Here is a 14,986-nt window from a genome sequence, read left to right on the forward strand (position 1 = left end):
TTTTTTGTGATGTCTTTTATCTTACGAAGTCAACTGGACATTTAGAAGGGAGAAGAAGATGAAAAAATTAAAATTTAAACTCACTTACTACTGGTATAAACTCCTCATGAAGCTAGGGCTAAAGAGTGATGAGATTTATTATATTGGTGGAAGTGAGGCACTGCCTCCGCCGTTATCAAAGGATGAAGAACAAGAATTGCTCGTTAAATTACCAAAAGGGGATCAAACAGCAAGAGCCATTTTGATTGAACGAAACTTGCGATTGGTCGTTTATATCGCAAGAAAATTTGAAAACACAGGCATTAACATTGAGGATTTGATTAGTATCGGAACGATAGGCCTCATAAAAGCAGTAAATACGTTTAATCCAGAAAAAAAGATCAAACTGGCCACATATGCGTCTAGATGTATTGAAAATGAGATTTTGATGTATTTGCGTCGAAATAATAAAATCCGTTCAGAAGTATCGTTTGATGAGCCGCTTAACATTGACTGGGACGGTAATGAACTGCTTTTATCAGATGTACTTGGGACAGATGATGATATTATCACCCGGGATATTGAAGCAAATGTCGATAAAAAATTACTGAAAAAAGCGTTAGAACAATTAAACGATCGTGAAAAACAGATCATGGAACTGAGGTTCGGTTTAGTTGGCGGTGAAGAAAAAACCCAAAAAGATGTTGCCGACATGCTTGGTATTTCTCAGTCCTATATTTCAAGGCTCGAAAAAAGAATTATTAAACGATTGCAAAAAGAATTTAATAAGATGGTCTAAAAAAAATTTTTTGAGAGCTTTATCCCTGTACTGTCAAAGGGATCACCATTTTTTCACATCTTTCTCGTCGTAGACCGTGCATATTTTTCCATCCCACGGAGATACTGAACTTTGTACAACAGCTCCTGTAGGGAGGGAAAAAAGTGTCCAGAAATAAAGTGGAAATCTGCGGAGTCGACACCTCCAAACTGCCTGTTCTGAAAAACGACGAGATGAGAAAATTATTCAGACAGCTGCAAGATGAAGGTGATGATACAGCAAGAGAAAAGCTAGTTAATGGCAATTTGCGGTTGGTTTTAAGTGTGATCCAGCGTTTTAACAACAGAGGCGAGTATGTTGATGATCTCTTCCAAGTAGGCTGTATCGGATTAATGAAATCAATTGATAATTTTGATTTAAGCCACAATGTCAGATTTTCAACTTATGCGGTCCCTATGATCATAGGAGAAATCCGTCGATACTTGCGCGATAACAACCCTATCCGGGTGTCTCGTTCACTAAGAGATATTGCCTATAAGGCGCTTCAAGTCCGTGAGAGACTGATTAGTGAGACAAGCAAGGAACCAACGGCAGAAGACATTGCCAAAGTGTTAGAAGTCCCTCATGAGGAAATTGTTTTTGCCCTAGATGCCATTCAAGATCCTGTTTCTTTGTTTGAACCGATTTATAATGACGGAGGAGATCCGATTTATGTGATGGATCAAATTAGTGATGAACGGAACAAAGATACACAATGGGTAGAAGAATTGGCCTTAAAAGAGGGAATGCGCAGATTGAATGATCGAGAAAAAATGATTCTTCGTAAACGCTTTTTCCAAGGCAAAACACAAATGGAAGTGGCAGAAGAAATCGGCATTTCTCAAGCACAAGTATCAAGGCTTGAAAAAGCAGCAATCAAACAAATGAATAAAAATATTTTTTAAAGCCGCCGCTGATGTGCGGCTTTTTTCATTCTTTTTAGAGAACCCATCTCTAGTATTGACTCTGTTATTTTTTTCATTTAATCTGTTTTTAACAAATGTTATTTGAAATATCATTTGTGAGGGAATAGAGAAGCGGAAAGAAGGGTTATTATGACATTCCATGATGAAAGAAGGCTGCTCATTAAGGTTGCGCATATGTACTATGAAGAAGGCGCCACTCAATCTAAAATTGCAGAAGCTGTTGGGGTTAGCCGTTCGCTCATATCGAAATATTTGGCAAAAGCACGTGAAGCAGGAATCGTGGAAATCATTATTCATGATGAAGTAAATCAACAATATGGTTCGTTAGAAAGAAAAATAGAGCGAAAATACGGGCTGCGAGAAGTCGTGTGTGTGGAATCTCTCAGTCAAGAAACAACAAAAAGTCGGATAGGAGCTGCGGCTGCGGGCTTTTTATTAAAAGTCATGAAGGATGGACAAGTCATCGGTTTTTCATCAGGGACCACCTTGCATGAAATGGCGAAAGCGCTTACGTCTGTTCAGCATTTTCCGTCTGTGACATTTGTTCCGCTTGTCGGAGGCGTCGGAAATGAAGATGTTGATATTCATGCCAACTATATTATTGGAAGATGCTCAGAAGCACTCAAATCCAAATGTGAGTTTTTACATGTGCCTGTCATGCTTGATACGAAAGAAGCGAAAGATGTACTCATTAGACAGCCGTCGATCAAAAAAGTCATTGAATTAGGAGAATCATCAAATATCGCAGTCGTAGGAATAGGCGGGGTTCCGCAACATTCAACGATGGTGAAATCCTATATGACAAGTGGTGAGGAAGATATCCTGCAAGCGAAAGATGTCGCGGGTGACATTTGTTATAACTTTATTGATCATACAGGTGAAGTGTATCCGCATCCGTGGAACGACCGGGTGATGGGGATCAGTCCTCAAAAACTGAAAGAGATCCCGCTTGTGATTGGTGTCGCTGGAGGAGAAGAAAAAATTGAAGCAATCAGGGCAGCGTTAGAAGGTGGATTAATTCATGTGTTAATTACAGATGAACAAACCGGAGATGCCCTATTAAAGTAACTACCTAAGCCGATTAGGTAGTTTTTTTGAGTCTTTAGACTCAAAAAGATTGAAAATTTTATCGATTTTATCTTGACACAAAGTTGACACATCATATAAACTAAGTTCATAACAAATGATAAATAAAATAACAAATGTTACAAGAAACAGATTTTTGTTAATTTTTATAACATTTGTTAAAAGTTTCAGATTATTTTTCTAGCAATCTATTGTGAAGCAAGAAAACCTGAAAGGATGATTTAGATGTCAATTTATCAACAATTGTTAGCACGAGAACGCAGCGGAGATCCAATCAAAGTTGGGATTATCGGGGCAGGCCAAATGGGCTTTGGACTCATTTCACAAATTTCTAAAATTCCAGGTATGATTGTCGCAGGTGTTTGTGATATTCATCTTAGTGCAGCTGAGAAAGCAGCGAATTTTTACAAGCAACATGCGAAACCACATCAAATGGTCGTCACAAATGATTACAGAGAAGTGATTCAATCAGATTCTGTGGAAGTCGTTGTGGATGCAACAGGTGTTCCAGAGGTCGGAGCAAACATTTCTTTGGAAGCGCTTAATTCAAAAAAACATCTCGTTCTTTTAAATGTAGAAGTCGATATTACGATCGGTTTGGTCATGCATAAATTATTCACGAATGCAGGACTTGTTTACTCTGGATCAGCTGGAGATGAACCAGCAGCAACGCTAGAACTATATGAATTTGCAAAAACAATGGGGCTTGAAGTATTGGTTGCTGGAAAAGGTAAGAACAACCCATTCTTCCCAGAAGCAAACCCAGATACGTGTAAAGCTGAAGCAGATAGTAAACATATGAGTGCCCACATGCTGGCAGCATTCCAAGACGGAACAAAAACGATGGCAGAAATGAACCTATTAAGTAATGCAACAGGACTTTTGCCTGATAAAGTCGGCATGCATGGAGTAGAAGCGAATTTAGAAAATGTAGCAGATAAATTAAATCAAAAACAGCAAGGCGGCGTACTGGATAACTTCGGAGTCGTTGAATATGTAAACGGACTGGCACCAGGTGTCTTTGTCATCGTCAAGAGTGATCTTGAGCCAGTAGATGAAGAACTTCGCTACTTAAAAGTTGGAAAAGGTCCTCACTACACACTGTATCGTCCTTTCCACTTAGCAAGTCTTGAAACACCAGTGACGATCGCAAAAGCAGTCTTACAACACGATTCTTCAATCCATCCAATTGGTGTACCAGTATCAGAAACTGTCGCTGTGGCGAAAAGAGATATTAAAGCAGGAGAAACACTTGATGGTATTGGCGGATACTCCGTAAGAGGTGTACTTGAAACACATCAAGACATGAAAGCGAACGGCCACATCCCAATTGGCTTAATCAGCGGAAAAGTGGTAGCGAAAAAAGATATCAAATTGGGGCAATTCTTATCTCATGATGATGTAGAACTTGATGCAAACACAACGGTCTGGAAGCTGCGTTCATTACAAGATCACTTATTTCAATCATAAGGACGTGAGGCTATGGAAAAATTAGCAATCGTACTTTGTATCATTCTAATTGTGCAGTATGGTTTATCGTTTATTCAAATCAAGTACTACCGCAAAAGCATGGATTCACTGATTGACGACTATAAAGGGAAACAAGGCTATCACTTGTTTTCAGGAATGGAGCGGCGCAAATTTGGTCCTGGAGCCATTGCGCTCATCATTGTCGATGAATCATACATCATTCAAAAGTGTCATGTGCTGGGTGGCGTCTCGATTTTGTCTAAATTTAAGGAACTGCCTTCCTATGAAGGAAAACATGTGGGGGCTGTGCTTGATGAGCATCACATGATGAAACAAACATTGAAAAAGCGCAAAAGGGGACCAGCTGTCATGCAAGCACTCTCCATGGCAGCGGAGCAGGCGCTTGTCTCAATTTCTAAAAAAAATATAACAAATGTGAACTAAGAAAGGGGAGATGAAACATGGAATGGATTCAATGGTTTGGAGAGCACTTTATCGGGATGTTTGAAGCCGGCGGAAAGCAGTTCATGGGTCTTGTTACAGGTATCGTTCCAACGCTTGTTGTGTTACTTACTTTCACTTATGCTGTCATGAAGTTTATTGGAGAAGAGCGAGTGAATAGAGCGATTCAGTTTGCAGCGAAATATACCATTTTGCGCTATACGTTAATGCCGATCTTATCCGTTCTTATTTTGACAAACCCAATGGCTTATACGTTTGGCCGCTTCTTACCTGAAAAACAAAAACCAGCATTCTATGATTCAGCTGTTTCATTTGTTCATCCGGTAACATCACTGTTCCCGTATGCCAACGCAGGAGAGCTGTTTGTCTACTTAGGAATTGCGAACGGGATTAAAGAAGCTGGATACTCTATGTCAGAGCTGGCTGTTCGTTACTTCTTAGTCGGGATCGTTGTCATTTTACTTCGCGGAATCATTACGGAATGGATCACAAAGTACTTAGCAGGAAAAATGAAAGCGAATTCACAATAGGGGAGGGTTAGACATGACAAACCACAAAGTATTTGTTGCAAAAGGTGCTGGCGGATGGGGAAAAGGATTAGAGCTTGAACCAACCGGTAAAAGAAGAAAGGTCGTTTCCATTACAGGAGGAGGCATTCACCCAGTTGCACGTAAAATTGCAGAAATGACAGGGACAGAAGCATGTGATGGCTTTAAAAATTCTATACCAGAAGATGAAATGATGTGTGTTGTCATTGACTGCGGAGGAACAGCGCGAATCGGACTTTATCCAATGAAACGCATTCCAACTGTCGATGTGCTGGCATCCTCTCCTTCTGGACCGCTTGCAAAACACATTACAGAGGATATCTTCGTATCAGGTGTCACAGAAAAAGATATTTCCTTTGCGGAAGCATCTGATAGTGAAGGGAATGTAGAAGGTCAAGAAAGCAGCGGCCCAATTGACAAAGAGAATTTCAAAGAAACCTATTCAAAATTGAAAGAGGAAAATATCGAACGTCAAGAAAAAGGGAATTTCCTCATGAGATTCTCAAGAGGAATCGGAAAAGTAACCGGCACATTCTATCAAGCTGGTCGTGATTCTGTTGATATGCTCCTTAAAAACATTATTCCATTCATGGCCTTTGTCAGTATGTTAATTGGAATTATCAATTATACAAAAATCGGTGATCTGATTGCCCATTTCCTTTCACCTTTGGCAGGATCTTTATGGGGGCTCTTACTGCTCGTTGTTGTCTGTACCTTACCGTTCCTATCGCCTGTCTTAGGACCTGGGGCAGTCATTGCACAAGTCATCGGTGTTCTCATTGGTAGTCAAATTGCACTAGGGAATATTCCGCCTCAATTTGCTCTTCCAGCACTGTTTGCGATCAACGGTCAAGTAGGGTGTGACTTTATCCCGGTGGGGCTATCACTTGGTGAAGCGAAGCCGGAAACGGTACAATATGGGGTACCAGCAGTTTTGTATAGCCGTCTCATTACAGGCGTTCTATCTGTTGTGATCGCATACGTTGCCAGCTTCGGTATGTATTAAACGTATTAAAGGAGGAATCGAGATACATGGTAACACAATCTGTCGTAAAAGAAATTGGGATCTTAGTCCCGCAGTTTAAAGAAGATAAGCTGATTGTTTTATTTGGACCAGCAGCGCCGCAGGAATTAAGAGATATGTCTGTCATTCATGAGTTTGAACACTTAGAAGAAGAGCCGCTGAAATTAGGCGGAACGATTCAAGTGGGCGACCAAACGTATACCATTACTGCTTTAGGCAATAAAGCAAATGACAACTTTAAGGAACTCGGCCATATTTCGATCTACTTCCAAGAGCCGTTTGATGATGTATTACCGGGAGCTGTCTTTGCATCCCCGCATACGTTTCCTGATATTAAAGAAGGCGTGCGAATTGAAATTTCGTAACCATGCAAAAAAGCTGTTCCTTTTAGGGAGCAGCTTTTTTGCGTTAGGTTTACTGATTGAAACATTTGCGATATGCTGTAGACGTTATTATTTGTATATTCAGAATTTTTATTCAGGGGGAAAAGATCGTGTCGCTTGACTTGAAGGATGTTTCTTTAAAACGAAATGGAAAATGGCTGCTTCGTTCTATTGACTGGCAGGTGAAAGACCAGGAACACTGGGTGCTTTATGGTTTAAATGGTGCTGGGAAAACGGCTTTATTAAATATGCTTTGCTCATATTATTTTCCAACGTCAGGTGAGATGACGGTGTTAGGCCATGTGTTTGGCAAGGAAGCGCTTGGTGAAAAACTAAGGAAGAAAATTGGTCTCATCTCTGCTGGTCTTGAAAAGAAGCTGCACAGAGATGACAATGCATTTGAAATTGTTTTGAGCGGGGCATTTGCTTCCATCGGACTTTATGAAACACCGACAGATGAGATAAGAGAGAAGGCGATTGATTTATTAAAAACATTTGGCTCGTTTCAATATGCCAATCGCACGTATGAAACCCTCTCGCAAGGGGAGAAACAAAAAGTGCTGATCGCAAGAGCTTTAATGAATGATCCGAAGCTTCTAATATTAGATGAACCTGTGACAGGTCTTGATTTCTTAGCAAGAGAACAAGTGCTGGAGACGATCTCATTGATTGCATCAAAACCAGATGCGCCCACATTGCTTTATACGACCCACCACGCAGAAGAGATTCTCCCGATTTTTCAGCATACCTTATTATTAAAAGAAGGTACTGTTTTTCATAAAGGGGAGACAAAGCAGATGATGACAAGTGACTTGCTTTCTTCCTTTTTTGAATGTCCAGTTGAAGTCATGTGGCAAAACGGCCGCCCTCACTTAAGTAAATTGTAGATAAGAGAAACTATTGGTCTGCTTCCCTGCTTTTCCATCATACATATTATAGTAGAAAACGAAAGGCGGGGAAGGACAGATGATCAGTATTTCTGAATTCCAAATCAAAGATGTTGTCGATGTGTCCAGCGGAAAAAAATTAGGTACTATTGGAGACATCGATATCAATGTCACGAGCGGTAAAATACAAGCGATTATCATTGGCGGTACAGGTAAAATGATGGGATTTTTCGGAAAAGAAGAGGAAATGATTGTCCCGTGGCGAAATATAGTAAAAATTGGCGAAGATGTGATACTTGTCCGTTTGTCTTCTTAAAATTCGTATAACTCCTCAATGAATCATTCAATGATCCTTAACATAAGCTCTCCATTCTCAGCAATCAATGTCTTTTTCGGGTAAAAAGATTACGTTTTCATATCAATTTGAAAAAAAACCTGTAGAAAGGGCACATTTGAGTGTAATATTTAATGAATCCCACTAACTGTCTTAGCAGGTCTTGTGGTAAAATAGGAGCGATATAAAGAGAGATGAATGAAAGGTGGGAGGCAGCTTTGATAGACAAATATGACCCCTTTCAGCAGAAATCACCTTATGCAATGCTGATTCATGATTGGACGAACATGACATGTTCTGGAAAAGAGATATTGGCCGGTTTTACGACAAAAAATGGCGGCTTTAGTCTTTCTCCATATCAATCAATGAACACTGGACTCCATGTAGGAGATGATGCTTCTAGTGTCCAAATGAATCGTCAAGTCATTGCAGATGCTACTGCTGTGCCGCTCTCTAATTGGGTGTTTGCTGACCAAACACACGAGGATCGCATCATGAAAGTCACAAAGGAACATAAGGGAAGAGGAAGTCTTCAGTATGATGAAGCACTCTCTAGAACAGATGGTTTATACACCTCTGAACCAAACATCATGCTCGCTCTTTGTTTCGCTGACTGTGTTCCGCTTTATTTTCTAGCGCCGCAATCTGGGCTGATTGGAACGGCTCATGCCGGCTGGAAAGGAACCGTCAAACAAATTGGCGCCAACATGGTTGATGCATGGGTTCGCCAAGAAGGCGCTGATGCCGATCATATACAAGTCGTCATTGGACCATCCATTGGCAGCTGCTGCTACATAGTAGATGATGTTGTCATAGATCAAGTGAAACAGCTTCCTTTTACAACAGAGGATGTGTATTCCGAGATGTCACAAGGACAATACAAAATTGACTTAAAAACACTAAACAAAAACGTATTACTTCATGCAGGATTAAAAGAAGAAAACATACATGTCAGTTCGATGTGCACAAGTTGCAATGAGCAGCATTTCTTCTCACACCGGCGTGATCAAGGGAAAACAGGACGTATGATGTCTTTTGTCGGGTTTAAGGAGGCATAACTGCAATTGAATGTACGAGAGAATCTCAGACAAATAAATGAACAAATCAACGAAGCATGTAAAAGAGCAGGTAGACATCCAGACGATGTATCGGTTGTCGCTGTCACAAAGTATGTCTCGATTGAACGAGCATTAGAAGCAAAGGATGCCGGCATTTTGCACTTTGGTGAAAATCGTGACCAAGGGTTACTTGAAAAACAGGCAGCCATAACCGATGAAAACATTAGCTGGCACTTCATCGGCAGTTTACAGACGCGAAAAGTGAAATCTGTCATTCAGACCATTGACTACTTACATTCGCTAGACAGAATGTCCCTTGCGAATGAAATTGAAAAAAGAGCGGATCACACGGTTCGCTGTTTTGTACAGGTGAACACATCACTTGAGGAGTCAAAACACGGCTTACAAAGCGAAGACGTGCTTCCATTTGTCAAACAGCTCGCTGATTTCAAACATATTGAAATTGCTGGACTCATGACGATGGCTCCATTTACAGATGATCATACTGTGATACGAAACTGTTTTAAAACATTAAAAAACCTTCAACAAGAGGTAAAACAACTGAACCAAGTAAATGCACCTTGTCAGCATTTATCGATGGGCATGTCAAACGATTTTGAAATCGCAATTGAAGAAGGTGCGACATTTGTTCGGATTGGCTCTTCACTTGTTGGAAATGAAACAGGAGGTGCGTGACATGAGCATAAAAAATAAGTTTAAAAGCTTCTTCACACTCGATGATGAAGAGTATGAGTACGAATATATTGATGAAGAAAGAGAACCAGCACAAGAAGAAAAAAACACAAAAGATAAAGCGGCATTTCAAGAGCGTCCTCAGGCAGGAAAACAAAATGTCGTCAGCTTGCAAAGCGTGCAAAAATCCTCTAAAGTGGTGTTAAGTGAGCCACGTGTTTATGCAGAGGCTCAAGAGATTGCAGATCATATTAAAAATCGGCGTGCAGTCGTCGTCAATTTGCAGCGCATTCAGCACGATCAAGCAAAGCGAATCATCGACTTCTTAAGCGGAACGGTTTATGCAATCGGTGGAGACATTCAGCGTATTGGCTCGAATATATTCCTCTGCACTCCTGATAATGTGGATGTATCTGGCACAATATCAGAGCTATTGACAGAGGAAGAACCTCAGAGGTGGTAAACCAAAGTGATTCTATATTACATTTTTCAGTTTCTACAGACTGTATTAACGATTTACTCATTCGCGATCATTATTTACATCTTTATGTCATGGGTACCATCTGCAAGAGAAACAGCGATTGGCCGCTTCTTGACAAACATTTGCGAACCGTATTTAGAACCATTCCGTAAAATTATTCCGCCAATTGGCATGATTGACATCTCGCCAATTGTGGCATTGCTTGTGATTCGTTTCGCATCATTGTATGGACTAACTGGTCTTTATAATATGATTGTACGATTCATGTAGACAGGCTGCCGGGCTTGGCATCTGCCAGGCTCTTTTACATAAAAGGGGAACAAAATGAGCGATATTTATCAACATTTTAGAAAAGACGAACAGCCATTTGTCGACCAAGTATTAGGCTGGAAAAACATCGCACTCGATCAATATCGAATGAAATTAACAGACTTTCTTGATCCGCGTGAGCAGTTCATTACCCAGTCCGTGATTCAGCATTCTGATGAACTGGGTCTCATGTTTTTTGGCGGGTATGAGGAAGCAGAGCGGAAAAGGGCTTTGATCTATCCTGACTATTTAGCACCGACCATACAGGATTTTGAACTGACTTATTTTCAGGTGAACTATGCGAAAAAGTTTATTTCTATAGAACACCCCAACCTTCTCGGTTCGCTCATTGGGACAGGCCTGAAGCGTCAAAAATTCGGTGATTTGTTGTTTTCAGAGGACAACGTGCAATTTATTTGTACAAGCGATGTTGCCGATTTTGTTCGGGCTCAGCTGACGCATGTCGGCAGAGCATCTGTTTCATTAGAGGAAATCAGCAAGGCAGATCTTCAGCCAGTCATCAGCAAAACCGATATCAAAGAAGATACGATTTCTTCACTGCGGCTTGACGCTGTATGTGCAGCTGTCAGCCGTCAGTCTCGGCAAAAAGCACAGCTTTTGGTCAAAAATGGTCTTGTCAAAGTCAACTGGAAAGTCACTGAAGACCCTTCCTTTACAATTGGTGAAGGTGATCAGCTCTCTGTTAGGGGATTTGGCCGCTTTAGCCTTAAAACAATTGATGGGAAGACGAAAAAAGATAAATTCAAAGTAACATTTGAGCTTCTGACATAACGAATTTGAATCTGGAGGTGGCAAGATTGCCATTAACACCTAATGATATTCATAATAAAACATTCACAAAAAGTTTTCGCGGCTATGACGAAGATGAAGTAAATGAGTTTTTAAGCCAAGTACGTAAAGATTACGAGATCGTACTTCGCAAAAAGAACGAGCTTGAAGACAAAGTCAACGAGCTTGATGAAAGACTAGGCCATTTTGCAACAATTGAAGAAACATTAAACAAATCCATTCTTGTGGCGCAAGAAGCAGCAGAAGACGTGAAGCGTCATTCTGATAAAGAAGCGAAATTGATCATTCGTGAAGCTGAGAAAAATGCAGACCGTATTATCAACGAAGCGTTATCAAAATCAAGAAAGATTGCTATGGAAATCGAAGAGCTCAAGAAACAGTCGAAAGTCTTTAGAACTCGTTTCCAAATGCTCATCGAAGCTCAGCTTGATCTTCTAAAAAATGATGATTGGGATCATTTGCTGGAATATGAAGTTGACGCTGTCTTTGACGAAAAAGAATAAGCGCATCACCTTGACATGACGTGCTCATGTTGCATATAATACCATCATAAATTAACAAGAGATAAACGTTTGAAAGGGACACTCGCAGCGGTTACATGCGTAATAAAGCGAATCAGGGACGGTGGAAGCCTGACATTACGAAACGCTGCAATGAGATCACCCCTTTAGTTCCTTTTCTGAAATGAATGAGTAAGAAAAGGCGTCTGATCACGTTACGATTTTAGAGTGGATAAGCGGCAATTTCAAAGCGCTTGTCTAAAAGGGTGGTACCGCGAGACAAGCCTTCTCGTCCCTTATGGGATGAGAGGGCTTTTTTTATTGTTTTTTAATACGAATTTGCATGTGGAGGAATAGGTATGAACTACAAAGACACCTTATTAATGCCAAAAACAGAATTCCCGATGAGAGGGAACCTGCCGAACAAAGAGCCTGAAATCCAAGAGGAGTGGGCAGAAAAAGACATCTATCAAATGGTTTTAGAGCGGACAAAAGGACGCCCGACCTTTATTTTGCATGATGGACCTCCATATGCGAATGGTGACATTCATATGGGGCACGCACTCAATAAAATCCTCAAAGATTTTATTGTCCGTTTTAAATCAATGAATGGATTCCATGCACCGTACGTACCGGGCTGGGATACACATGGCTTACCGATTGAAACAGCCCTTACGAAAAATAAAAAAGTCAAACGCAAAGAAATGTCGACAGCAGAATTCCGTAAACTATGTGAGGAGTATGCTTGGAAACAAATCGAAGGTCAGCGCAATCAGTTTAAACGTTTGGGCGTAAGAGCAGACTGGGACAATCCATATGTGACATTGAAGCCTGAATACGAAGCGCAGCAAATTCTTGTCTTTGGTGAAATGGCGAAAAGAGGCTATATTTACAAAGGTCTTAAGCCTGTTAACTGGTCTCCATCAAGTGAATCAGCACTTGCTGAAGCAGAAATTGAATACAAGGACAAACGATCACCATCGATTTACGTATCATTTAAAGTGAAAGATGGCAAAGACGTACTTGAAAACGGCGAACAGTTCATCATCTGGACAACAACACCTTGGACACTTCCTGCAAACCTTGGCATTTGTGTACATCCAAACCTAGAGTACAGTGTGCTTCAAGTGGGTGCTGAGCGATATGTCATCGCATCTGAACTAGTTGAACAAGTGGCAAAAACACTTGGCTTTGAAGAGTACGAAGTTGTGAAAACGTTAAAAGGTAAAGAATTAGATAAGGTCGTTGCAGCACATCCAATTTACGATAGAGATTCTCTTGTGATGCTTGGCGATCACGTCACAACAGATGCAGGAACAGGCTGTGTTCACACAGCGCCAGGTCACGGGGAAGATGACTTTATCGTAAGTATGAAGTACGGTCTTGATGTGTTATGTCCAGTAGATGAAAAAGGTGTGATGACAGAAGAAGCACCTGGTTTTGAAGGACTATTCTACGAGGATGCCAATAAAGCCATCACAGAACAGCTTGAAGCAAAAGGCGCATTGAAAAAGCTCGACTTTATCACGCACTCCTATCCGCATGACTGGAGAACGAAAAAACCAACAATTTATCGTGCAACTGCTCAGTGGTTTGCTTCCATTAAAGATTTCAGAGAAGCACTATTAGATAATATTAAAGAAACGAAATGGGTTCCAGCTTGGGGCGAAACGCGCCTGTTCAATATGGTGCGTGACAGAGGTGACTGGTGCATTTCAAGACAGCGTGTATGGGGCGTTCCAATCCCAGTCTTCTATGCTGAAAATGGTGAGCCAATCATCACAGATGAAACGATTCAGCACGTTTCTCAATTATTTAGAGAACATGGCTCAAATATTTGGTTTGAAAAAGAAGCAAAAGAATTATTGCCTGAAGGCTTTACACATCCAGGCAGCCCGAACGGTGAATTTACAAAAGAGCAAGATATCATGGATGTATGGTTTGATTCTGGTTCTTCTCACCAAGCGGTATTAGAAGAACGAGATGACCTTGTTCGTCCGGCAGACCTTTACCTTGAAGGTTCTGATCAATATCGCGGCTGGTTTAACTCATCTTTATCTACAGCAGTTGCTGTCACTGGAAAAGCGCCATATAAAGGTGTTCTCAGCCATGGCTTTACGCTTGATAAAGAAGGACGCAAGATGAGTAAATCATTAGGCAATACGATCGATCCGACGAAAGTGGCGAAGCAGCTTGGTGCGGAGATTCTTAGACTTTGGGTATCTTCTGTCAACTATCAAGCCGATCATCCAGTGTCTGACGACATTTTAAAACAAGTCGCAGAAGTTTATCGTAAAATCCGTAACACGTTCCGCTTCTTGCATGGTAACCTGTTTGACTTTGATCCAGCAGTCAATGCAGTACCAGTCGAAGAGCTTCGCGAAGTGGATCAATATATCTTAATCAAATTAAACAAATTAATTGATAAAGTGAAAAAAGCTTATGATGATTACGAATTTGCGGTTGTCTATCATGCCATCCACAACTTCTGTACGATTGAGCTTAGCTCTTTCTATCTCGATTTTGCAAAAGATGTGGTATACATTGAGCATGCGGATCATCCAGACCGCCGCAGCATGCAAACGGTCTTCTACGAAACATTAATGGCGTTAGTGAAGCTGACAGCACCAATTCTTCCGCATACAGCAGATGAACTATGGAGCCACTTAAGCTTTGTTGAAGAGCCAAGTGTTCAGTTAACAGATATGCCAGAAGGTGTAGCTGTTCCTCAAGCAGAAGCGACAGAAGTGAAGTTTGACCGCTTTATGGAAGTACGTGACGATGTGCTAAAAGCGCTGGAAATTGCGCGTAATGAGAAAGTCATCGGACGTTCACTTGAAGCAAGTGTGACCCTTTATGCAACAGAGGAAGTGAAAAACCTTCTTGCATCCATTAAAGAAGATGTAAAGCAGCTCTTCATCATATCTGAATTAACAGTAGAAGATGAGAAACATGCAGACGCATCAGCGCCTGAATACACATCAGGACGTATTGTTGTTCAAAAAGCAGAAGGAGAACTGTGCGAACGCTCCCGCATTATTTCAAAAGATGTTGGCGCAAATCCAAAATACCCAACATTGTCGCTCAAAAATGCTGAAATCGTGGAGAAATATTACCAGAATTAACAGCGTGATATCACCAACTAGCGCCCCGCATATAGCGGGGCGTTTTTGATATAGAGAAAATGACAGCGTTTAGAACGAAAGGAAAAATCTTATG

The 14,986-nt window shown here is 40.9% G+C and carries 17 protein-coding genes; all 17 read left to right on the forward strand.

What is annotated here, in order from left to right:
- Nucleotides 1-58: 58 nt before the first annotated feature.
- The gene (sigE, locus tag NST09_RS07525) at nucleotides 59-778 is read left to right on the forward strand and encodes an RNA polymerase sporulation sigma factor SigE (RefSeq protein ID WP_007499746.1); all 720 of its coding nucleotides are present in this window, start codon (nucleotides 59-61) and stop codon (nucleotides 776-778) included.
- 143 nt (nucleotides 779-921) lie between these two features.
- Nucleotides 922-1,701 carry an RNA polymerase sporulation sigma factor SigG gene (gene sigG / locus NST09_RS07530; protein WP_003211879.1) on the forward strand — a complete coding sequence of 260 codons (780 nt, stop codon included), beginning with the start codon at nucleotides 922-924 and terminating at the stop codon, nucleotides 1,699-1,701.
- A 150-nt stretch (nucleotides 1,702-1,851) separates the two neighbouring features.
- The gene (locus NST09_RS07535; protein WP_017359359.1) at nucleotides 1,852-2,790 is read left to right on the forward strand and encodes a sugar-binding transcriptional regulator; all 939 of its coding nucleotides are present in this window, start codon (nucleotides 1,852-1,854) and stop codon (nucleotides 2,788-2,790) included.
- A 243-nt stretch (nucleotides 2,791-3,033) separates the two neighbouring features.
- Complete coding sequence (locus tag NST09_RS07540) at nucleotides 3,034-4,278, forward strand: SAF domain-containing protein (protein ID WP_025207299.1); 1,245 nt, start codon at nucleotides 3,034-3,036, stop codon at nucleotides 4,276-4,278.
- Nucleotides 4,279-4,290: 12 nt separating this feature from the next.
- Complete coding sequence (locus NST09_RS07545; RefSeq protein ID WP_008354650.1) at nucleotides 4,291-4,722, forward strand: transcriptional regulator GutM; 432 nt, start codon at nucleotides 4,291-4,293, stop codon at nucleotides 4,720-4,722.
- 17 nt (nucleotides 4,723-4,739) lie between these two features.
- The gene (locus NST09_RS07550; RefSeq protein WP_003210918.1) at nucleotides 4,740-5,270 is read left to right on the forward strand and encodes a PTS glucitol/sorbitol transporter subunit IIC; all 531 of its coding nucleotides are present in this window, start codon (nucleotides 4,740-4,742) and stop codon (nucleotides 5,268-5,270) included.
- Between the two features lie 13 nt (nucleotides 5,271-5,283).
- Nucleotides 5,284-6,294, forward strand: a complete 1,011-nt coding sequence (locus NST09_RS07555) for a PTS glucitol/sorbitol transporter subunit IIB (RefSeq protein ID WP_024720315.1) — start codon at nucleotides 5,284-5,286, stop codon at nucleotides 6,292-6,294.
- A gap of 26 nt (nucleotides 6,295-6,320) precedes the next feature.
- On the forward strand, nucleotides 6,321-6,677 hold the full coding sequence (locus tag NST09_RS07560; protein ID WP_007499733.1) for a PTS glucitol/sorbitol transporter subunit IIA: 357 nt from the start codon (nucleotides 6,321-6,323) through the stop codon (nucleotides 6,675-6,677).
- Nucleotides 6,678-6,805: 128 nt separating this feature from the next.
- Nucleotides 6,806-7,582: an ABC transporter ATP-binding protein gene (locus NST09_RS07565; protein WP_017367201.1), complete on the forward strand. Its 777-nt coding sequence runs from the start codon at nucleotides 6,806-6,808 to the stop codon at nucleotides 7,580-7,582.
- 79 nt (nucleotides 7,583-7,661) lie between these two features.
- On the forward strand, nucleotides 7,662-7,898 hold the full coding sequence (locus NST09_RS07570) for a YlmC/YmxH family sporulation protein (protein WP_008344958.1): 237 nt from the start codon (nucleotides 7,662-7,664) through the stop codon (nucleotides 7,896-7,898).
- 212 nt (nucleotides 7,899-8,110) lie between these two features.
- Nucleotides 8,111-8,974 carry a peptidoglycan editing factor PgeF gene (pgeF, locus tag NST09_RS07575; RefSeq protein ID WP_342493489.1) on the forward strand — a complete coding sequence of 288 codons (864 nt, stop codon included), beginning with the start codon at nucleotides 8,111-8,113 and terminating at the stop codon, nucleotides 8,972-8,974.
- Nucleotides 8,975-8,980: 6 nt separating this feature from the next.
- Nucleotides 8,981-9,670 carry a YggS family pyridoxal phosphate-dependent enzyme gene (locus tag NST09_RS07580; RefSeq protein WP_342493490.1) on the forward strand — a complete coding sequence of 230 codons (690 nt, stop codon included), beginning with the start codon at nucleotides 8,981-8,983 and terminating at the stop codon, nucleotides 9,668-9,670.
- Between the two features lies 1 nt (nucleotide 9,671).
- Complete coding sequence (gene sepF / locus NST09_RS07585; RefSeq protein ID WP_017359354.1) at nucleotides 9,672-10,130, forward strand: cell division protein SepF; 459 nt, start codon at nucleotides 9,672-9,674, stop codon at nucleotides 10,128-10,130.
- A 6-nt stretch (nucleotides 10,131-10,136) separates the two neighbouring features.
- On the forward strand, nucleotides 10,137-10,418 hold the full coding sequence (locus tag NST09_RS07590) for a YggT family protein (protein WP_017367203.1): 282 nt from the start codon (nucleotides 10,137-10,139) through the stop codon (nucleotides 10,416-10,418).
- A 54-nt stretch (nucleotides 10,419-10,472) separates the two neighbouring features.
- The gene (locus tag NST09_RS07595; RefSeq protein WP_017367204.1) at nucleotides 10,473-11,249 is read left to right on the forward strand and encodes an RNA-binding protein; all 777 of its coding nucleotides are present in this window, start codon (nucleotides 10,473-10,475) and stop codon (nucleotides 11,247-11,249) included.
- Nucleotides 11,250-11,275: 26 nt separating this feature from the next.
- Nucleotides 11,276-11,770 carry a DivIVA domain-containing protein gene (locus tag NST09_RS07600; RefSeq protein WP_008344947.1) on the forward strand — a complete coding sequence of 165 codons (495 nt, stop codon included), beginning with the start codon at nucleotides 11,276-11,278 and terminating at the stop codon, nucleotides 11,768-11,770.
- Between the two features lie 356 nt (nucleotides 11,771-12,126).
- Nucleotides 12,127-14,892 (forward strand): isoleucine--tRNA ligase, encoded by a 2,766-nt coding sequence (ileS, locus tag NST09_RS07605; protein WP_342493491.1) that lies wholly within the window; start codon nucleotides 12,127-12,129, stop codon nucleotides 14,890-14,892.
- Nucleotides 14,893-14,986: the final 94 nt, after the last annotated feature.

This window comes from Bacillus sp. FSL W7-1346 (assembly GCF_038593335.1).
GTDB lineage: Bacteria > Bacillota > Bacilli > Bacillales > Bacillaceae > Bacillus > Bacillus altitudinis.